Origin of the sequence: Lacibacter sp. (genome assembly GCF_035299325.1) — a bacterium.
Taxonomy (GTDB): domain Bacteria; phylum Bacteroidota; class Bacteroidia; order Chitinophagales; family Chitinophagaceae; genus Lacibacter.
Genome location: NZ_DATGWT010000022.1, coordinates 231,886 through 253,778, shown reverse-complemented (window position 1 = coordinate 253,778; position 21,893 = coordinate 231,886). Strand labels below are relative to the sequence as shown.

At 39.1% G+C, this 21,893-nt stretch carries 18 protein-coding genes; 11 read left to right on the top strand and 7 right to left on the bottom strand.

Features of this window, described 5'->3' with window-relative positions; all coding sequences use genetic code 11:
• Positions 1 to 24: 24 nt before the first annotated feature.
• The 5 genes from VK159_RS12990 to VK159_RS12970 are packed head-to-tail and all read right to left on the bottom strand — an operon-like array spanning position 25 to position 3,455.
• Positions 25 to 900 (bottom strand): SOS response-associated peptidase, encoded by an 876-nt coding sequence (locus VK159_RS12990; RefSeq protein ID WP_324230576.1) that lies wholly within the window; start codon positions 898 to 900, stop codon positions 25 to 27.
• Between the two features lie 2 nt (positions 901 to 902).
• Entirely contained in the window at positions 903 to 1,400 is a 498-nt protein-coding gene (locus tag VK159_RS12985; protein ID WP_324230575.1) for a hypothetical protein, read from the bottom strand.
• A 13-nt stretch (positions 1,401 to 1,413) separates the two neighbouring features.
• A complete protein-coding gene (locus VK159_RS12980) occupies positions 1,414 to 1,722 on the bottom strand; it encodes a hypothetical protein (RefSeq protein WP_324230574.1) in 309 nt (102 codons plus the stop codon).
• Entirely contained in the window at positions 1,719 to 2,984 is a 1,266-nt protein-coding gene (locus VK159_RS12975; RefSeq protein WP_324230573.1) for a Y-family DNA polymerase, read from the bottom strand. Before VK159_RS12975 ends, VK159_RS12980 begins: the two co-directional genes overlap by 4 nt.
• A gap of 3 nt (positions 2,985 to 2,987) precedes the next feature.
• Entirely contained in the window at positions 2,988 to 3,455 is a 468-nt protein-coding gene (locus tag VK159_RS12970) for a translesion error-prone DNA polymerase V autoproteolytic subunit (protein WP_324230572.1), read from the bottom strand.
• Positions 3,456 to 3,546: 91 nt separating this feature from the next.
• On the opposite strand from VK159_RS12970, the gene VK159_RS12965 reads away from it, so the two are divergent.
• Both VK159_RS12965 and VK159_RS12960 read left to right on the top strand, forming a co-directional pair.
• Complete coding sequence (locus VK159_RS12965; RefSeq protein WP_324230571.1) at positions 3,547 to 3,750, top strand: hypothetical protein; 204 nt, start codon at positions 3,547 to 3,549, stop codon at positions 3,748 to 3,750.
• 25 nt (positions 3,751 to 3,775) lie between these two features.
• Positions 3,776 to 4,021, top strand: a complete 246-nt coding sequence (locus VK159_RS12960) for a hypothetical protein (RefSeq protein WP_324230570.1) — start codon at positions 3,776 to 3,778, stop codon at positions 4,019 to 4,021.
• A gap of 36 nt (positions 4,022 to 4,057) precedes the next feature.
• Here the strand turns inward: VK159_RS12960 and VK159_RS12955 are convergent, their stop codons facing one another.
• On the bottom strand, positions 4,058 to 5,893 hold the full coding sequence (locus VK159_RS12955; RefSeq protein ID WP_324230569.1) for a UvrD-helicase domain-containing protein: 1,836 nt from the start codon (positions 5,891 to 5,893) through the stop codon (positions 4,058 to 4,060).
• Positions 5,894 to 6,089: 196 nt separating this feature from the next.
• Positions 6,090 to 6,485 carry a hypothetical protein gene (locus VK159_RS12950; protein WP_324230568.1) on the bottom strand — a complete coding sequence of 132 codons (396 nt, stop codon included), beginning with the start codon at positions 6,483 to 6,485 and terminating at the stop codon, positions 6,090 to 6,092.
• 757 nt (positions 6,486 to 7,242) lie between these two features.
• On the opposite strand from VK159_RS12950, the gene VK159_RS12945 reads away from it, so the two are divergent.
• The 9 genes from VK159_RS12945 to VK159_RS12905 all read left to right on the top strand — a co-directional run bounded on the left by VK159_RS12945 (position 7,243) and on the right by VK159_RS12905 (position 21,776).
• A complete protein-coding gene (locus VK159_RS12945; RefSeq protein WP_324230567.1) occupies positions 7,243 to 8,412 on the top strand; it encodes a hypothetical protein in 1,170 nt (389 codons plus the stop codon).
• A gap of 11 nt (positions 8,413 to 8,423) precedes the next feature.
• Positions 8,424 to 10,673, top strand: coding sequence for a ThiF family adenylyltransferase (locus tag VK159_RS12940; protein WP_324230566.1), 2,250 nt, complete (start codon positions 8,424 to 8,426; stop codon positions 10,671 to 10,673).
• 74 nt (positions 10,674 to 10,747) lie between these two features.
• Complete coding sequence (locus VK159_RS12935) at positions 10,748 to 12,061, top strand: patatin-like phospholipase family protein (RefSeq protein WP_324230565.1); 1,314 nt, start codon at positions 10,748 to 10,750, stop codon at positions 12,059 to 12,061.
• 5 nt (positions 12,062 to 12,066) lie between these two features.
• Positions 12,067 to 14,091, top strand: coding sequence for a hypothetical protein (locus VK159_RS12930; protein WP_324230564.1), 2,025 nt, complete (start codon positions 12,067 to 12,069; stop codon positions 14,089 to 14,091).
• 6 nt (positions 14,092 to 14,097) lie between these two features.
• Positions 14,098 to 15,630, top strand: a complete 1,533-nt coding sequence (locus VK159_RS12925; protein ID WP_324230563.1) for a hypothetical protein — start codon at positions 14,098 to 14,100, stop codon at positions 15,628 to 15,630.
• Between the two features lie 222 nt (positions 15,631 to 15,852).
• Entirely contained in the window at positions 15,853 to 16,131 is a 279-nt protein-coding gene (locus VK159_RS12920) for a hypothetical protein (protein WP_324230562.1), read from the top strand.
• Complete coding sequence (locus tag VK159_RS12915) at positions 16,118 to 17,680, top strand: type I restriction-modification system subunit M (RefSeq protein WP_324230561.1); 1,563 nt, start codon at positions 16,118 to 16,120, stop codon at positions 17,678 to 17,680. Before VK159_RS12920 ends, VK159_RS12915 begins: the two co-directional genes overlap by 14 nt.
• A 2-nt stretch (positions 17,681 to 17,682) precedes the next feature.
• A complete protein-coding gene (locus VK159_RS12910; RefSeq protein WP_324230560.1) occupies positions 17,683 to 18,903 on the top strand; it encodes a restriction endonuclease subunit S in 1,221 nt (406 codons plus the stop codon).
• The gene (locus tag VK159_RS12905) at positions 18,900 to 21,776 is read left to right on the top strand and encodes a type I restriction endonuclease subunit R (protein WP_324230559.1); all 2,877 of its coding nucleotides are present in this window, start codon (positions 18,900 to 18,902) and stop codon (positions 21,774 to 21,776) included. The genes VK159_RS12910 and VK159_RS12905 overlap by 4 nt, the downstream gene beginning before the upstream one ends.
• Positions 21,777 to 21,893 lie beyond the last annotated feature (117 nt).

Here is a 21,893-nt window from a genome sequence, read left to right as displayed (position 1 = left end):
CAGGAAGGGGATTTACTCCAGGACTTAAAACAGAGTACTCTGTTGCTCAAGCGGCGCATCGTTTCCCAATGGCGGAAGATTAGGCCACTTGTAAGGGTGATGTTTTAACAAACCATCGGGACGGGGATTTTGTGAACGGATGGTGTAGACAGGGGTTTCACTAAGACTTTCGGAAGGGATCTGAAAGGCAAGCATTGATTTCATTTCTTCATCCGTTAATGAAGGATCAATCCATTTAACTGCCATTTCAGGTTCCATAAATAAAGGCATGCGGTATTTGTTGTCGCCATCGTTATGAATCATTTGCATCTTTTCATTTGCCGCAGTGGTGATCATTGCATGTGTGCCTAACAACTCGCCTGTTTCAATATTGATGATCTTATTGATTGCTTCAAGGAATTTTGTATCGCCTGTTGCTTTGATGGAAGCAATATCATCGGGTGTGACATCAAGATAATTATACAATGCAGGTATGAGCATTGGTTTTTTTGATGTGAGGCGAATGAAATAGGGGGCCTTGTTTTTCCAACCAATTATTTTGCGATGTTCATAGATGCCATCGGTAACGATTAAGCAACGGTTCTGTTTTATTTTGAACCAGGTTGATTTGGGATTGAAGATGTTTTCAGCACGGGCATTGTACATGTTGTTGCCATACTTGAAAAAATTCAACGGACTTTTCAACATGAATTTTGTGAGTACACCCCAACGCATTAATGTCATGTAAGGAATGTTCTCTGTATTGTTATAAATGATACGGGTGTGTGGCCGTGCATGGGCCTGAATGTGTGCATTGTTGTCGAACTTTAAATTGATCTGCGGATCGATTTTTAAGTGAGGCAGGTAATCGAACAGAGAATCTTCTGTAATGTCGATACGAAATGAAATGTCAAGACACATGATTAACTATTTTCTAAGTCTTCAAATTTGAATTTTATCTCATCGCCCTGATAAGATATTCTTGTGTACAGTTCTCCTAATTGAAAATACAAAAAAGGCGTGATTGTTACTTTTCCTTTGAGATCCCAATCTGTATTCCGGTGCAGGTATCGTTTGGTGTTTTCTTTAAATAGTGTTGTGATCTTTTTTTCGATGCCTGGTATCATAATGCGGGAGTAAATCTTATATCCTGCCGGTTGATCAGCTGCCGTGTACAATTTTTCCAAATGTTCTTTTATACGTGCATCATAGTGAAACCGGTTTGCATCATGCCGAATTGCATTGTAATGACGTTCTGCTTCGGCAGGGTTGTGGTAGTGTGAAATGAGAAAGCTTCCTTTATACTCTGCATCATCTTTGGGTATGCCTCTTGGGTATGTAGATCGAACAAAGTGTACTACTTCCTTGCTGACCATTGAATCGAGCAATTCTCTTGTAAAAGGATAGCAGGGGTTAAACATTGCAAAGAGTTGTTCAGTTAATGTTTAAATACTTGTGATATAAGTCTGCCGGAACTTCTATTAAGAACCTTATTGCATCAACACCCACTGCCATTTCTTTTACTTCATCACTTTCAATGGGGTTAATGAGTTGATCAGCTTCTTCAAACTTTAGCCGAACATCATCCGGCTTTAACGGGAGCAAAAGATAGTCGTCGGTGTTTTGGCCGGGAACATTGTTTGCAGAAAATTCACCAATCGAAAAGATATGTGAGTAGCCCTCTTGAGTAAGAAAAAGAACAAGTTCTTCGGATAACTCTGCCGTTACTATTTGTTTACTCATATTTTAATTGTGAGTACCTGATCAATATTGGTTGTATAACAAGGAGAAAGACTTTCCTGTTTTAAACGCCATTGCCGTGCATAACCTTGTATTGCAAATCTAACCAAATCCTTTCCGAAACGGGTGTTGACCTTATCAAGTATTTTCATGAGGCCGGCTTCTTTTTTGCGATCTGTTTTATCGAATAATGACTGCTGAACTTCTGTTTCAGGAACAATGTCCATTACAATGACGCCTGCTTTTTTGAAGTTATAACCGGGTTTATAAATGATGTCGAGACCTTTTAATGCATGACGGATAATTTCGCTTGTGCTGTTTGTTGCAACAGGTATTTTCAATGTGATATTACGTGCATACTGTTTATCCTGTGTACGATGGACATTTGTTTGAATGAGTACATGTATTAAACCTGCACAACTGTTTTGTTTCCTGAGTTTCGCAGCGCAAGAAGAGGCATAGTTTGCCACTGCTTCCTGCATATCTTTTTTTTCAGAAAGCAATTTTCCAAATGACCTTGCTGTGCAGATCCCTTTTTTGGGTTTGATCATATCTTCCCATTCAATGGAAGGAATGCCATTTAATTCATTGAGCATTCGTTCGCCAACAACCGTCATATTTGTACGGACCCAATCAGGATTCAGTTGATTGACGAAGTCGGCAGCGGTGGTGATGCCCATCCATTTTAATTTACGACCGTGTTGTGCACCGATGCCCCACACATCGCCAATTTCTGTAAAGTTCAAAACTTCATTGATCTTTTCTTTTGTATCAAGACAGTAAACGCCTTTATGCCGTTGTGTTTTTTTTGCATAGCGATTAGCCATTTTAGCTAATGTTTTTGTTGGCGCAATACCCACCGTTACCGGTATGCCGATGTGTTGCCGGATGGTTTGACGTATTGTGGAGCCATAGGTAAACAGATCGGTGTGGAACATATCTGATACATCGAGAAAGGCTTCATCAATGGAATAACATTCAATGCGTGGAGTGAACGTACCAAGCAAACGCAGCACTCTTTCACTCAGATTGCCATAGAGCGTGTAGTTTGATGAAAATACATTCACGTTATTCTTTGAAAGTAATTCCTGCATCATAAAGGCAGGTGCGCCCATTTCAATTCCGATTTGTTTTGCTTCTTCACTCCGGGCAATAACGCAGCCATCATTGTTGCTTAACACAACAACAGGTTTGTTTTCCAACCAGGGTTGAAAGATCCTTTCGCAGGAAGCATAGAAGTTATTACAATCGACCAGGGCAATCATATATTAAACTGAAGATTTAAGCGGATCGATAATAATTTTTGTTACGGTGCCCCATACGATGAAATCCATGTCTTCTGTTATGACAATGGGATTATACTTTGGGTTTGCCGGCATTAAGCGAATGCCACTGCTGTTCTTTACAAAACGTTTTACCGTGAACTCACTGTTAACTACAGCGACAACGATGTTGCCGTTGGCCGGTTTAATGGAACGATCGACAACGAGCCATGACTGATCGGGAATATGTGCATCGATCATTGAATTACCATCGACCTTAATGACGAAGGTTGATGATGGACGGGGACGTAAGAGGTGATTGAAATCGATCTCTTCTTCCCGATAATCAGCCGCAGGAGAAGGGAAGCCTGCGGGCACACTAACATCGTACATGCGAAGGGTGACACAGTCGGGATCAGTAAGCCGGTATATGGTTAAACCTTTGGGGGCAGGGGTATGTTTCAGTGCTTGCATAGCTAAATATTTTAGCAATTTTAGTTAAATTTGATGACTCCCGGTATATTTTTGTTGCTGACAAGTATTGAACCATCAAAATGAATCTGTTATGCCCTGGTACCGAGTGATTGTTTATCTTAAAAGTGGAGTGATGCGCCGAGGATTGCGCCAAAATGAAAGCTGGAATATAGATGCCATGTATAGCATGTATTTAAAAAAGGCAAATGATTATTATGGTAGTTCGAAGGTGAAAACTGTTGATGTGGTGATGGTGCCGAAGAACAGTGATGAGGTGAAACGATTACGAAAATGACGTATTTTAAGAGAAATCATTTGTTATGGCAGACTATTTTTCAGCCCTGCTTGATACGACTTTTACAGATGCCGCTGCTACGCATGCATTATTTGTGGAAGCGATTGTGGATGATGAATCGGACTATACCGGCCGGTACCGGGTGACGATTGATGGCAGTATTGTTACGGAGTTGACCTGGCTTGCCAATGATACATGGGAAGAGACCGGTAAAGGTGCCACTGAGCGTGCAAAGTTGATCGGCGAGATGATTGCGGGTAATGAAGAATGAGATTATATCCCATTCTGTTAACGAGTGTGTTTCAACTCATTCATCGAATAGATTTAATTTTTTCAGACGGGAAATGATTCCGCCTCTTGTGCGACCGAAGTGATGAGCTAAATCGCTGATGGAATAATCATCTTCAAATAATGATTTTAATTCTTCATCTAATTGAGGTGTCCATGGATTGTAGGCGCCTTTATGAATTTCTCTTTTTTCTGCAAGGGTATATGCTTTCTTTTTTATTTCGATGCCTGATGGTTTACGACCTGCAGTTGGAACAGCTGATCTGGATTTAAAAAAGTCTTTTAACGTGTTTTTGGGTGATGCATCATTTTCTTTTACAATAACAATAGAAGGTGAAGCCGGGAAATTGGTTGGTATTAAGTTTTGCGGAATGTAGAGTTTGTTTTTTGTACGTGTGATGGCTACATACAGCAGATTGATTTCTTCATTTGTTTTGGACACATCAATCGGTTCCTGGTCTTTTTTTAGTTCGTTTTTGATGCGTTCGACTTTTTCTGCTGTGATGAAATCATTCACGAGGTGAACAGCATCGTATTCCATTCCTTTTGCCCGGTGTACTGTAGAGAAGATCATTCGGGCCTTGTGACGGTCCTCATCTTTTACCTGCAGTTTCTTTAAACGGTTGATGAGATCGGGGATTTCGTTTTCATATTCTTTTACGATTTCCAGCATCATTTTAAGCTGACCATCTTCAGTAGATTCAATGTATTCTTCAAGCTCATCAATGTCTTTCATTGAACTGATGAGTTTGTCACGGATGAGATCGTGCTTTTGGTTATAGAGGTTCAGTACATCGTAAAGTGATGCTCCATCATCGGCATAAGTATAAGAGTTGATGTTTCCTTCGAAGTGTATATGGTTGACTTTTGGATTTTCTGTTATGTAATTAATTGCATTGAGCAATAACCCGAGATTTGAACGGGCGATGGTAGCTGAAGAATTTACAGCTGTGGTATTGCCTTTGCCGGTAATGTTGACGGGGTTGTAATCGACCAGGTTTTTCTTGAGTTCCAGAATTTGGGCAGCAAGGTTTGCAATATCCCGACTGAACCGGAAGCTTGCCGAAAGATGGAGTATGTTGAAGTTTACTTTGCTTAAGGAGTTAACGGCATGGCGCCAACCGTAGATCTGCTGATGGGTATCACCCACAATTACTTTTACTGCATTTTGTTTGAGAAATATATCGAGCATTGCTTCTGAAGCATCCTGACCTTCATCGAAGAGAATATAGTTATAGTTGAGAACAGGATTTGAGAGCTGGAATTTTTTGAGATAAAAATCATGTATGATTTCAATCTCTGCCCGATCCATTTTTGCCAAGAGAAGGCGTGTGCCCTCTACGATTTGCGGATAGAAGGTTTGAACAACAATTTTTGCTTTTGGATCAGTAATGGTATCGATATAGTTGAGCTGCTGTACTTTTTGTTTGTTGCTGTTGCAGAAGAAGGTAATGAATTTGTTGATGTGATTGGCGATGATGTGCTCTGTGTGTTTTTTTTCATTGCCGGTTAACTGAAGCAGCTCAACAATTTCTGTTGTTTTATATCCATTAGACTTTATTGTATAGGAAGAACCCCTGCAAATATGATTGAAGGCAAGTGAATGGGCTGTTTCTACTTTTACATTGTGTAAACCTTTCTCTGCAAACTTTCGTTGTGCTTCCAGTTTTACTGATTTGTTGAATGCGAGGTAGAGAATTTTTGAACCGGCAGGACGGGAGGCAGCATATTCTATAACTGTTGTTGTTTTACCTGAACCGGCAACTGCGTTGATAACGATATTGCTGTTTGTGGTGATGATGCCTTCCTGTTCGCTTGTTAAACTATGCGGAGTTTTGGTATGGTGATTTTCCATGGAATACGATTACTTGCCGCGAAGGTATGAATGGAATGGTTTCGTTCATTCCACAACGACGAGTTCCTCAACCAGCAGCTGTTTGCCAACTTCGTTATTCTGTTGAGGTACTAAAAACAGATACCTTACAATTTATCTTTTGCATGTTTCCAAATGAAGTTTTATGTGATGAACCTGTTGCTGAACAGCGTTCTGCTTATTTTATTTTTTCACTTTCCATGAATGCTTCGGGAATGGGATTGCTGCGTATAACCGGGATGTGTGGTTTTTTGAACAGCTTGTTGTCCCATACCAAATTCCCGTCTTTATCAACAGGTATGCTGATTGGTGGTTCCCGTTTGCCCATGTACAGATCTATTACACCGGGGTGTTGAAAACAGATGTAGCTGCTTTTTTTGAGTTTCGATTTACTAAACAATGAACGCATACGCAAGATAGCAGTGCTACCCTTAACAGCAATTGATTCCACTAAAGCAGGTTTGGTGCTGCTATCGGTGAACACGTATTCGCCATCATAGTAATGAGAAGTTGAACAGCTGTAATGCAGGAATGAAATAGGCATGATTACGATAATAAGGTAGTGGAATTTCATTTGCGTTTTTTTGGTTAAGCGATTTGTGCAGTTTGGTATGCTGCAGATTAAATTTACTATCCGTTTTGAAATGAGGAGAGGGTGTTTTCACCGGATTATAAAGGGGCATGCATAGTTTTTTACCTAACGGATGCGCAGGCCGCAGATGAACAGAAAGGAATGCAGATAATTGATTGTTGGGTGGTATGAACGCTGTCGAATTTATACGCCTGATACGCTTTATGTACGCTTTATCTATGCTTTATGTACGCTTTATCTATGGAGCGTTGTCTAGTCTGTGTAGTCCTACAATAGCTATAGAGGTGAGGGGGTGTAAGGTAAAGCAGACAATATTTCACCTTTTCGACATATTCTGACTTTTTTTCATAAGACAGAAAGATGCTCAAAAGAGACAAAATGGCTTAACGTGGTAATACTCGAATATTTACTTAGTAAATTTACGGTATTATTAAAACGACTAGGCTGACCTTTTTATATGTAATTCATTGAAAATAAATTACTTGAATGGCTATTTGCCTATTTTTAAGCAAGATGTGGAGTACTTTTGACACCCCCTTTGGCACAATATATGACTAAAAAAACCGATGCTTATCAGAGCACCGGTATTAATCCCTTTGAGGGGGACTGGTTTGGAGACCGCAAAAATAAGGGCAAAGTTTATACCGAAAACTTCCACTTATCATTAAAATTCACCCTCTAAGACTGATTGTACAGAGTCTGCTGGCATCACTTTTTCTAATTTTTAAATCAAAACTAAATGCAGCAAAATTCTGTAAAGTACTACCCTGTGGGTAATGGTGATCAGTCGTTGATTACATTAAAAGACAAGACAACAATCTTAACCGATTGTAACATCAGACAAGGCTCAAAAGATGGTTCAGATCCGGCAATGTTTGATGTTAAAAAAGATCTCCTCCAATCTATTCAAACTGATGGAGGTGTTCCGTTTGTTGATGTGTTTATTTTGACACATGGTGATAAGGATCATTGTCGTGGGTTCAGGGATAATTTTTATCGAGGTGATCCAACAAAGTATGCAGATAAGGATCGTAAGGCGGGATTAATCAGAATGGATGAGATGTGGTTCTCGCCAATGGTTGCAGTGGAAAACACTAATGAAGAAGAAACAGCACATCAAGAAGAAGCTGAAAGAAGAATAGATTTACATCTTAAAAATGATCCTCAGAAAGACTTACCCGGTAACCGAATCAGGATCATTGGATACGATCCGGAGAATCGTGACTACAGTGCACTGGCGCATTTACGTTATGTTCCGGGGAGTGTAGTAACACTATTCAACAACAAGCAACAGGAAACATTTTCGGTATTCATTCATTCTCCTTTTAAAGAGCAACTTGCCTCTGCTGATCCAGATGATAAAAACACAGCAAGCATTGTATTTCAGGCAAGGTTTAAAGAGTATTCGTTCAGTACAGAATTTTCAAATCTTTTTATGTTTGGTGGTGATGCTGATTATATTGCGTGGGATGTTATTCTGCAACGTACAGTGCGGTATGAAAATGATGTTAAACAAAAAGCTTTAGACTGGGATATATTTCTTGCGCCACATCATTGCTCATGGACTTTCTTTAATGAAAGCAGTAACAAAGATGAAGTGCAGGATAGTTCTATTGAAGTATTGCGTTACAGACGAACAGGTGGGAAAGTTATTGCTTCGAGTAAAGTGATTATTGATAATGATGATAATCCGCCTTGCTATAAAGCAAAGAAAGAGTATCTAAAGCATCTTGATTCAGGGAAAGATTTTCTTAATACCGATACATATCCAAAGGAAAGCGAGCCAGTGCCAATTGTTTTCGTTACGACTGCAAATGGGCCTGTTCTGTCTCCGACGACTGTAGTAAAAACAGCTTCCGGGGCTGCAGGAGGAGCAGGAGCTGCATCAACCATTATTAAACAAGGATAATTGTATCATCTATGTTATACAGCGAAAGTTTTCAAGAATACAGCGGGCAATTGCCCGCTGTTATTGAATCTGCAATTGAGGAAACAAAAGAACATCTTTCAATTGCTGATGTGCGTATTCTCAAATACAGTGAAATATCAATAGTTATTCCGCTTTCATTAAAAGTTAATTTGCCACCGAGTGGAGCAGTTGGAGGAATTGACATACGTGAAGAGGAAAGGGTGCTGTTAAAAATAAATCTTAACGAGTATCCACATTTTGCACCTACTGTACATCCTGACAGAAAAGATTTTCCCAGCAGTTTTTTACCGCATATGTATGTTCAATCCAGTGATGATATAAGTGGTGCATTTTGTTTAGTGAGAAATGACTTTAATGAATGGTTCGGGAATGCCAGAGTTTCTGATGTGCTTGGAGTTGCTGAGCAATGGCTTTTTAAAGCTGCATCAGGCATGTTAGCAACTGATGGAGAAGAGTTTGATCCTTTACGATTAGAAGGATACAAAGGGTATCATTTTTATAAATATGATATGTTAGCGGAAGTAGTTTCAAACAATCAATTTTATAATGATGTTTTACCTTTTGCGTTACTGGTAAGCTCTGTCGATCGTTCGGGAGAAGACCCTGTGTGGAGAACGCTTGCTACTGTAACGGAAAGGACAATTGAAAAATTTCAAGAACTCATAGGGAAGTTTAATGAAGGCAATTCAGGTCGGGATATTAGCTGTCTTTTTTCAATTTTAGTGTGGGATGAAGCAGCCCGAGTTGACGATCAATATGCAACAGCTTTACCCCAGAATTATGGCGAGTTAAGATCTTATTTTGAAGAAAATGGTATTGAAATCGATGAAATTTTAAGGTTATTTACGAGTGCTGGTTTTAACTATCTAAAAGAAGTGCCGATTGTTCATGCAATAAGACGTTCAAAAAAAATGGTGGGTTATGAAGGCGAATATGAAATTTTAAATTTTATTGTTGATGTTGCAGAGAATAGAGATGGCCTTCCATCTGATGATGCGGTAGTTAAATTTTATTCGCATATAGAACCATTCAGCAAAGAATTAGCACACAAGCTAACAGGAGAGATCCGTAAAAGTAAAACATTATATATAGGAGGCGGATCATTGGGTTCGAAAATTATGATGCATGATGTCAGAAGTGGAAAATCTGATGCCGGAGTTGTTGATCATGATAAGTTTTTACAACATAATCTTGTGAGACATGTATTATTTAGTCAGCATATAGGTAAGAATAAGGCTGAAGCATTAATCGGAGAAGCAGATAAGATGTATAAACTTGACCTACCCAGTAATTTTAAAAGTTACCCCATAAGAGTACATCAAGTAACAAACGATGAAATTTCCAGATACGACGATATTGTTGATACAACTGCAAGTTTTGTTGTTGAGAACTGGTTGACTCAAGGGAAAGATTTAGATGCTGTAAAAATCAGCAGATGTGAACTTGCGGATAGCGGCAGATTAGGATTATTATATGCCGAAGGTGAAAGCCGGAATCCCAGAATTGATGATCTCATTAATCTTACTTATTACAAAGCAAAAGAAAATGCTGTAATAAGAAGATGGCGGAGAAACGACAGTATGGCTGAGGTAATGAATTTGAATGTTGGACTTGGTTGCAGCTCAACAACAACAGTTTTATCAGACGATGTTATTTCGCTGCATGCAGCTATTTTTTCAAAAGTTTTATATAGCCAACGGGAAAGAACTGAGAAAGATAATGGAGGATTATTGTATAGAAGTATAATGGATGATACCGACATTCCTTCCATGAGATCTGAGTATGAGTATGTAAAACCATTTGAAGTGCTTGAATGTGGAAACGGCAGTGGATGGCAACTGAGGATGGTTAGTGGAACAAGTGACAAATTACTCGGGCTTTGCAAGGGCAGAAAAAAAATTGAAACCGGAGGAGTGCTTGTTGGTATTGCCAATTATAAAACAAAAACAATTCATGTTTTTGAAATTGTAGTAGAACCTCAAGATAGCAAAGGGACCAATGTTAGTTTTATACGGGGAATTAAAGGATTACCAGAAAATATTGACCGCATAAAGGAAGTGACCGGTGGGGTAATTGGTTATGTGGGGGAATGGCATACACATCCAATGGATCTAGAAAGTTTAAGCGGAGTTGACACCGGAACTATTGAAAAGCTGAAAGTCATCAACAGAAAAGTTCCCATTCCTACGCTTGCGGTGATTGTTACAAATACTAAGGTGTTGCCATTCGTTTTTGAATAAAAAGGTGTTTTCCCCCTTGCACAGGTGCAAATTAATATTCATCTTAACGGTGTATTCAAAACCACTAAAAACTTATGAGTGCAAAAGCTCAACGTGTTGGTGTTGCATTATCCGGAGGCGGTTACCGTGCTGCTGCTTTTCATCTTGGTACATTACATAAACTTCAACAGTTGGGAGTGCTTGAGAAGGTTGATGTGTTGTCGACTATCTCAGGCGGTTCCATTACCGGAGCAGCCTGGTGTTTGTATAAAGGTGAATATGAAGGTTTCCATGAAGAAATGAAAGTGAAACTTGAAACAAAAGGTGTAATACGGAAGGTACTCCTGTCGTGGGAATGTATCAGGACTGTGTTGCTCCTATTGTTATTTGTTGTTGGTAGTATCTTTTTGAGTTTTACATCGTATGCTCCTTTTTCATTAGTTGCTCTTGTATTGTTTATTGTTATACTTTATTTATTTCAGTTCCGGATATTTCCGGTGAGTCAGGTGATTGAAAGGGTTTATGATGAATACTTCTTCAACAAAAAAACATTAAAGGATCTGAAACCAAAGCCGGTTATTGCGATTGGCTCTTCCAATCTGCATACAGGAAGGCCGTTTACTTTTTCTCAAAACAAAATGTCGGACTCGAGTTATGTTTTCAGAGAAGAGTTTGACCCGCCAATACATTTCAAACATGAAGATTTCCCGGTTGCCAGGGCTGTAATGGCATCTTCCAGCGTGCCGTTTGCTTTTACTCCTATTGCTATTGATAAAAAGTTTTATCAACATGCAGATGACTATGACCGAATAAGACCCGTATTAGTGGATGGAGGTGTGTATGATAACCAAGGGATACAGAAGATTACGCAACAGAATAGTACTTATGAATGTGATGTTGTTATTGTTTCTGATGCCGGTGGAAACTTTATTGCTGATAAAAAATACCCGAATGCTGTTGTTTTATTACTGCGCACCGTAAACCTGTTTATGTACCGGATCAAAACAACCCAGATGATTCATCATGTTTACCGCAATACGCAACTTGAGAAAAGGGCGATTGCTTATTTTTCTTTAGGATGGGAGATTGAAAGGTGTATACCGGGGTTTGTGAATAACATGATTGCCGGAACAGTTCCTGAAGAAGTAACCGCATCTCATGAATTTGCTAAAGACTGGATTGCTAACCCTACAATGTTCAGGAAAGAAATAAGTGATCATCTTGCAAACCGTGTTGATTATAAAACAATCAAGGAAAGAGGTTTGACGAAAGATGAATGGGATTATGCCAGGAGCACGGGTACGAATCTTACTAAATTTAATCCGAAGCGAATAGATTGTTTAATACGACATGCTGAAAACCTGACTGAATTACAAGTGAAATTATATTGTCCCACTTTAATCAATTAACAACCATGGAACGTAGTAACGGAAATATACCGAATGTGCCTGCTTACAGAAAGTTACGGGCTTATGCATTTGACCCATCGCTGTCTCTTATTACAGAAACGGCACAGGTTAATAATATAACCTATAAGGTTGAATGGGAGAAACTGGAGACTAATCCGGACAATTTATTGCGAACCGTTCCTGTGGGTGAATATATTGAAATCATCGATTATGACCCGGCATCCGGATGCTTTTATCCGCCGGTGGATCTTGAAGACAAGTTTGTATTAGCAAAAGATGGACTGGACCCGAGTGTGAGTGATCCGCAATTTCATCAGCAAATGGTGTATGCTGTTTTAATGACAACGATCAAAAATTTTGAAAAGTCAATGGGACGAAAGATTCAATGGGCGGACCAGGATATTCCGTTAGCTACTAATGCATCTAAGTTTAATGGATCAAAATTCGTTAGACGTTTAAGAGTATATCCACATGCGTTGCGGCAAGCCAATGCTTATTATAATCCTTTGAAAAAGGCTTTACTGTTTGGCTATTTTCCTGCACAGCCAGCGAATTTGAAACTGCATTTACCCGGTGGTACAGTTTTTACTTGTCTTAGCCATGATATTATTGCACATGAAGTAACACATGCTTTACTGGATGGCATGCACAGACGATACATTGAACCAACACATCCTGATACCAGGGCATTTCATGAGGCGTTTGCTGACATTGTTGCGCTGTTTCAGCATTTTACTTTTCCTGATGTATTGAAACATCAGATAGCCAAAACAAGGGGAGATCTTGCAGCACAAAACCTTCTCGGTCAATTAGCACAAGAGTTTGGCAAAGCGATGGGACATTATGGTAGTTTACGGGATGCCATCGGGCATACTGATGAATCGACAGGAGAATGGGTGCCACATAAACCAGATCCAACGGAATATGCAACGAAAATGGAGTTTCATGCAAGGGGTTCAATTTTGGTGGCGGCTGTGTTTGAAGCGTTTCTTACTATTTATAAACGAAGGATACGAAAGCTGATTCGAGTTGCAACCGGTGGAAGCGGTGTATTGCCTGATGGAGATCTTCATCCTGATCTGGTTGATATGATGTCGGAAATTGCTTCTGAAACAGCACAAAGGATGTTGAAGATATGCGTGCGGTCATTAGATTATTGCCCACCCGTGGATATTACATTCGGTGATTATTTGCGAGCTATGATTACTGCCGATGTTGATATGGTTGCAGATGATGAGAAAAACTATCGTGTGGCTTTTATTGAAGCTTTTCAAAAGAGAGGGATATTCCCTTCGGATGTGAAAACAATGTCGGTTGAAGCATTGATTTACGAACAATATCCCAATTTAAAGTTAGAGGACAGCAATGAAAAGATATTTGTCAATTTTTTGAGAGATTTTAAAAATGCACTCGCTTATGAAACGGACCGTGAAGAGGTTCGAACTATTACAAAAGAATTTATAACCGGCAGCAACGTAAATCGAATGGGGTTGCACGAACGTATAAACGAAAAATTTATACAGTCGGAAGCCGGTGGTCGATTTGCAGAACTAGGTGGCTTATTGTTTCCTGGAAATGAAGCAGCCTGTAAGAAAAATGGTTTTGAGTACTCGAAATTTTCTTATACAGCAAAATACAGAATCGATAATCTTTGGCTGGCGAGCCGAATAACTCCAGATGATAAAATCGTAAATCATGTTGTGCTTTCAATAACCCAACGCAGAGGGATAAGATGCAGTATTAATGATGATGGTGTATTTACCCTGAACGGATACTTTGAGCCGAAGGGACCAATGCCGGCTGATGGTTTTGTATTCAGGGGAGGTTGTACATTGATCTTTGATCTTGATACGATGCAACTCAAATATGCTATCAAAAAGGATATTGATGATAAGACAAGAATGGAACAGCAGTACCGTTACCAGTGTGGTTTACTTCAGAACGAAGACAGTACTTATTTTGATGAAAATACTTTAGCAGGGATCTCGGGACCCTTTGCATTTATGCATTCATTTCCACATCAACATTAACACGATATGAAAAATATAAACTCCATAAAAGTAAGAATGTACCGACATGGTTTTGGTGATTGTTTTCTTTTGCGTTTTTATGCAGGACGGGCTGTGCAATTTAAAATGCTTATTGATTGCGGACTAAAGCTGAACGACAAAGTGGAAGGCGTGACATTAGCAAACGTAGCCGCAGATATACGAAAGCTTGTGTTGGAAAAAAAAGGCAGCAAGATGGTTCCCAAAATAAATGTATTAGTTGCAACCCATGAGCATCATGATCATGTATCGGGGTTTCATCCGTCGCTTGCATTATTTGATAAGTTTGAATTTGATGAAATATGGATGGCGTGGACAGAGAACCCTGAAGATGATGAGGCAAAGCAATTGAATGCTTATTTGCGCATGGGCCTGGCAGCTTTAACTAAGGCTGTAGAGAAACTGAAAAAAGCAAAAAAGGCAAAAAAGGATGCAGGATTTTATGCATCCATGTATCGTGGTGATGCGCTTCTTAAAATGCGGGATAAATTTGAAAATACGGTTAATGAATTAGCAGAGTTTTACGGTAAAACTTCCATCACTAAAAAATCAACCAGCGGTATAAGCTATAAAGATATTTATGCGGTTAGTGTTGATACATTAACAGCATTTGATCATATTAAGAATAAACTGGCGAAGGGAAAATCCGGAATTAAATATTTTGAACCGGGAAAGCTGATTGAAAAGATTGCGCAAATACCCGGGATACGTATGTATGTGCTTGGGCCCCCAAGAGGAAAAGCATTGAATAAAGAAACACCATCAAAAGGGAAGAATAAGGAAGTTTATTTCAGTCAATCGAACAGTTCTATTATGGGTTTTGTAAAGGGGGTGTTATACTCAGAGGGGTATAAAATTGGCGTTGATGACGGACGACCTTTCAGCAATACAGTTGTGAAAAGTGCAGAAGAAGCAAAGAAAGACAGTTGGTTAAAGAATATTTATTTCAATAAAGAGCATGCATGGAGAGAGATTGAGGATGACTGGCTTGATATGGCCGGATCACTTGCGTTACAAATGGACGGCGATACGAATAATACGAGTCTTGTATTAGCCATAGAGATGATTGAAAGTGAGAAAGTGTTGTTATTTCCGGGAGATGCGCAGGTTGGTAACTGGCTGAGCTGGCATGATCATGAGTGGGAAATAATGCGGAATAACAAAAAGGAGAACGTGAATGCAACGGTACTTTTAAACAATACCGTACTGTATAAGGTTGGGCACCATGCAAGCCATAACGCCACCTTGAAAGAACAGGGCTTAGAACTCATGACGCATGAAGAGCTGGTTGCTCTGGTACCGGAAAAGGAAAAGCAATATAACGGAATACCTTATAAACCGTTGCTTAAAAAGCTGGGAGAGAAAACAAAGGGGAGGGTTATTGTATCGGCAGACAAAAACTATCCTGCGGAAAAAGTGAAGAGTAAAAAGCCCGATGGATTGACACCTGCTGAGTGGGCTGATTTTAAAAAGAACCTTGCAGTGGAAAAAATATTTATTGAATATACTGTGAAGGGGTAGTGAGAATTAATGCACCACTTGATCGTGTTTTGAATTATATGGTTTTGCTTTTTAGTGCTTAACTGAATACAAGAATTGTCAGCAAAGCATGCTTATGCGTGTGGCAGGCATAAGCGTGTGAATCATTTGGGTGTTTTCAAGCGGGTTCATATAAAAACGGGTGTTTTACCTGTTTATTTTTTATTGCTTCTTCCTTATATTGCAGCTTAACCCATATAACCATTGAACCAAAACCCTGAACAACTTGCCCGTGATAACATCGATCAGCAACTCCGTGCTGTGGGCTGGGTTATTCAAAACAAATCTCAAATTAATCTTAGTGCAGCAACTGGTGTGGCTGTAAGGGAATATCAAACTGATATTGGCCCGGCTGATTATTTGCTCTTTTCTTATTGGATGCCAGCCACAGCAACCAGTAAAAAAATATGCTGTTGTATATTTGGCTATCAACTTCACTTATCAACACTTACCAATAGATTGCAGAATAATGGCCGACGATAAAAAACAACAACTCGAACAACAACTCTGGAAAATAGCCGATACCCTTCGTGGCAAAATGGATGCTGATGATTTCAGGGATTATATACTGGGCTTTATCTTTTACAAATACCTGAGCGAGAAAATGGAGGCTTACGCCAATACCGTTTTAAAGCCCGATAATGTAACGTATGACGCAATAGAAAAACACAAAGATAAAAAAGCATTACTGGCTGCCGTGAAAGAAGAAGCACTGGATAAACTCGGCTACTTCTTACAGCCATCTGAACTATTCAGTGAACTGGCCCGCCGTGGAAATGCCGAAGGCAAAAGCAAATTTATTTTAGATGATCTTTCTAAAGTACTTAGCTCGATTGAGCAAAGCACCATGGGCAGCGAAAGCGAAGAAGACTTTGGCAACCTGTTTGAAGACCTGGATTTAACCAGCAGCAAACTCGGTAAAACCGAAACTGCGAAAAATGAACTCATTGTAAAAGTACTTTCTCATTTAAACGAAATTGATTTCGATTTAAAAAATACCGAAAGCGATGTATTAGGTGATGCTTATGAATACCTGATTGGTAAGTTTGCCGCCGGTGCCGGTAAAAAAGCAGGGGAGTTTTATACACCACAACCAGTAAGCAGTGTATTGGCCCGTTTGGTAACCATTGGTAAAACGAAATTAAAATCTGTGTACGATCCCACCTGTGGCTCCGGTTCTTTATTGCTGCGGGTGGCCAAAGAAGTAAAAGAAGTTGCCGCTTTTTACGGACAGGAAAGTAACCCCACTACTTACAACCTGTGCCGCATGAATATGATCATGCACGATGTACACTACAAAAAGTTTGACATTAAAAATGAAGATACCCTGGAGCGGCCGCAGCATATTGACCAGCGCTTTGAAGCCATTGTAGCCAACCCGCCTTTTAGTTCAGAATGGAGCGCAAGCCCCCTGTTTATGAGCGATGACCGTTATGCGCCTTATGGCCGATTAGCCCCCAAAGGCACAGCCGACTTTGCTTTTGTGCAACACATGATACATCAGTTGGCCGATAACGGCACCATGGCCTGTGTATTGCCGCACGGTGTTTTGTTCAGAGGCGGTGCCGAAGGGCATATACGGGAGTATTTAATAAAAGACCGGAATTACTTAGATGCTGTAATTGGTTTGCCTGCCAATATCTTTTACGGCACAAGCATACCTACCTGCATCTTGGTATTGAAGAAAAAACGGGAACACAGCGACAATGTATTGTTTATTGATGCCAGCCAGCATTTTGAAAAAGTAAAAACGCAAAATGTATTGCGGCCTGCTGACGTTGATAAGATTATTAAGGCTTATATAACACGGAAGGACGAAGACAAATACAGCCATGTGGCACCAATAAGCGAAATTGCTGAAAACGATTATAACCTGAACATACCCCGTTATGTAGATACGTTTGAAGAGGAAGAAGCTGTGAACTTAAAAGAGGTTTCTACGGCATTAAAGAACCTGGAAAAGGAAATACAAAGCACTGATGCCAGTATTGCAGCTTATTGTAAAGAATTAGGAATTAATACACCGTTTTAATTATGGAAGCAACTAAAGTTTTACAGAAGCAAAAATTACTTGTTCCTAAATTGAGGTTTAAAGGGTTTGATGGAGAATGGAGTAAAAAACAATTGAATAGCATTGTTGAAAAAGTCAACAGTGGCAAGACTCCTTTGGGAGGAAATTCGGTTTATGTTGAAGAAGGTATATTGTTTATTAGAAGTCAAAATGTATTAGACAGTAAGTTGTCATACGAAAACTCAACTTTTATTACCAAAGAAATCAACGATACTATGAAGAATAGTATTGTCAAGCCAAATGATATTTTATTAAATATTACCGGAGCTTCTTTAGGAAGAAGTTGTGTTGTCCCTAAAGAATTTACAGTTGGAAATGTCAATCAACACGTTTGCATTATCCGTTTAACAAAAGAAAATGAGCCTTATTTTCTTCAACCGATTTTTGAATCTAAAAAGGGTCAAAATATATTTAGTAGTCTTCAAACAGGAAGTGGACGGGAAGGGTTAAATTTTCAAAGCATTAAAAAAATTATCTTATCAATTCCAACCCTCACCGAACAACAAAAAATCGCATCCTTCTTATCAGCTGTAGATGAAAAGATACAGCAGCTTACTCGTAAAAAAGGATTGCTGGAGCAATACAAAAAAGGAGTGATGCAACAACTCTTCTCGGGCAAATTGAAGTTTAAAGATGAGAATGGAAAGGCGTTTCCTGAGTGGGAAGAAAAAAGATTGGGAGATGTTTCAGTTTTTTTAGACGGAAGACGTAAACCAATTAAAAGTCAAGATCGTGCACAAATGAAAGGCGAGTTTCCGTATTACGGAGCTTCAGGCATAATTGACTATGTAAATCAATATCTATTTGATGAAGAAATAATTTTACTTGGTGAAGATGGTGAAAATATAGTTTCAAGAAATCTTCCACTAGCATTTAAAGTATCAGGGAAATGTTGGGTAAACAATCACGCCCATGTAATTAAACCAAATCAAGGAACAGATATAGATTTCCTAACTTATAGTTTAGAGAGAGTTAACTATGTAATCTATAATACTGGTACCGCACAGCCAAAATTAAACCAAGAGGTTTGTAGAAATATTCCCTTATCTATGCCGTCTTTTGACGAACAAAAAAAGATTGCCAATTATTTATCCAACATCGATAACAAAATAGAAAGCGTAAATAAACAAATAGCCCAAACCCAAACCTTTAAAAAGGGCTTGTTGCAGCAAATGTTTGTATGAGTCATCAAAGCGAAGCCATACTTGAAAGTAATTTAATCAGGCAACTTGTTAGCTTAGGTTATGCGTCTGTAAAGATTCATGATGGCGATGCTTTTGTTTCCAATCTTAAAACTCAATTAGAAGTATTTAATACAACCACCTTTAGCGCCAGAGAATTTGATGCCATTTTAAATCATTTAGCCAAAGGCGGTGTATTTGAAAAAGCCAAAACATTAAGAGATCGTTTTGTGTTGAATAAAGAAGACGGCACTTCCTTTTATGTTCGTTTCTTTAATAACGAAGACTGGAGCCAAAACAATTACCAGGTAACTAACCAGGTGCAGGTGAAGGGTTCTTTTATGAACCGGTACGATGTTACCATTATGGTAAACGGATTGCCGCTGGTACAAATAGAACTTAAACGTGCCGGGCTGGAAATTAAAGAAGCTTTCAACCAGATCAACCGTTACCAGCGTCATTCTTTCTGGAGCAATCATGGTTTGTTTCAGTATGTGCAGTTGTTTATCATCAGCAATGGCGTAAATACAAAGTATTTAGCCAATAACAGGCTGCAATCGGTTAAGCAAACTTTTTATTGGGCAGATGTCAACAATAAAAATGTAACCGGACTTACTGAGTTTGCCGATGCTTTTTTGAATACTGATCATTTAGGTAAGATGATTTCGCATTACGTTGTAATGAACGAAACCTTTAAGAACATGATGGTGTTGCGGCCTTACCAGTATTTTGCAACGGAGGCCATCATCAACCAGGTTAAAACCGGCAATGATAACGGCTACATTTGGCATACGACGGGTTCGGGTAAAACACTCACTTCTTTTAAGGCCAGCCAGATTATTATGGAATTGCCGGATGTTTACAAAGTGGTGTTTGTGGTAGATCGAAAAGACCTCGATTACCAAACCATGCAGGAGTTTAATGCTTTTAAAAAAGACAGTGTTGATGTTACGGATAATACCGCTTCGCTTGTAAAGCAACTGACTGATACTACCAAACTGGTGCTTACCACTATTCAGAAACTGAACAATGCCATCAGCAAACATCATTACGAAACCAAACTGGGTCATTTAAAAGATAAAAAGCTTGTTTTCATTTTTGATGAGTGCCATCGCTCGCAATTTGGTGAAACGCACGACAGGATCATTAACTATTTTACAAAGGCACAATTATTTGGCTTTACGGGTACACCCATTTTTGCAGCCAACGCCAGTAAAAATGAATTGGGCAAACGTACTACCAAAGATTTGTTTGGCAGCTGCCTGCATAAATACGTGATTACGGATGCTATCCGTGATCAGAATGTGTTGCGTTTTGGAATTGAGTACGTTGGTAAATACAAACAAAAAGGCAATACGTTTATTGATATTGAAGTAGAAGACATTGATAAAGCAGAAGTATTTAATGATGAAAAGCGGTTAGCTAAAATTGCCGATTATATTATTACTTATCATGGCCAGAAAACATTTAATAAAGATTACTCGGCCATATTTGCGGTGAGCAGTATTGCCAATGCCATCAAGTATTACGACATCTTACAAAAGAAAAAGGAAGCCGGAGGACATGATTTGCGTATTGCCACCATTTTTACTTACGGCGCCAATGAAGAAGATGAGGATGCACAGGATTACTTACCGGGTGATGAAGAAGAACTAAACATGGCTGCAGATTCCAAAGTGGCTTATCTGTCAAGCCATACCAGGGATAAATTAGAAACCTGTATTGCCGATTACAACAACATGTATGGCACCAGTTTTTCAACCAAGGATAGCCAGGCGTTTGAAAATTATTTTAAAGACATCAGTAAAAGATTAAAGGAACGGGAAAAAGAAACTGCTAAAGAAGAAGATAGGCTGGATATTTTACTGGTTGTTAGTATGTTTCTTACCGGGTTTGATGCCAAGAAGGTAAACACGCTTTATGTAGATAGGAACATGAAGCATCATAGCATTATACAAGCCTATTCAAGAACCAACCGTATTTTAGGCGAACAAAAATCGCAGGGTAATATTTTATGCTTTCGCAATTTAAAAAAAGCAACCGATGATGCCATTACCCTTTTCAGCAATAAAGAAGCCATAGAAGAAGTTATTTTGCCGCCTTACCCTGTGATTGCTGCAAAATTTGAGGAAGCGTTAAAAGTACTCCTTACCATTACACCAACATACCAAAGTGTTGATGACCTGGAAACGGAAGAAGATGAATTGGCATTCGTTCAAGCCTTCAGAGCTTTGTTACGGGCAAAAAATGTATTAGAGTCTTACACCGATTTTAGCTGGGAAGGTTTGGGAATAGATGAACAAACATTTGAAAACTACAAAAGCAAATATCTGGATCTATACCAAAAAGTAAAAAGTGAACATCAAAAAGAAAAAACATCCATTCTTGATGATATTGATTTTGAGCTGGAACTTATTCACAGGGATTTAATTAATGTAGCTTATATCATCAAACTATTAGCAAAACTAAAAAACGCAAAAGCCAGCGAAGCACAACAGCAGAAAAAAGCCATCATGGATTTGTTGGGTGGCGATATTGGATTAAGAAGCAAAAGTGAATTGATCGAAAAATTTATCCTGGAGAATTTACCGCTAATTGATAATGCTGACAACATACAGGATGAATTTGAAAAATACTGGCAGGAACAAAAGGTATTGGCTTTAGAGAAGTTGTGCAATGAAGAACAGTTGGATAAAGAACAGTTTAAAGCCTTGATAGAGGCCTATATTTTCAGCGGGCAAGACCCTTTACGGGATGATGTGTTTAAATGTTTAGGAAACAGGCCCAGCATATTGCAGGCTCGTGCAATCGGTGAACGAATTAATTTTAAAATGAAGGAGTTTGTGGAGGTGTTTGAGATGGGGATGGTGGGGTAGAAAAGAACAAAGTGCCCTGTGACAAATATATAAGGTTTATTCGACGGCTTGGGGGCTGGTGTAACCAACGCCGGCAGTTAGATATATTAAACCCAGCTCCATTGCATGAGCCCCAGG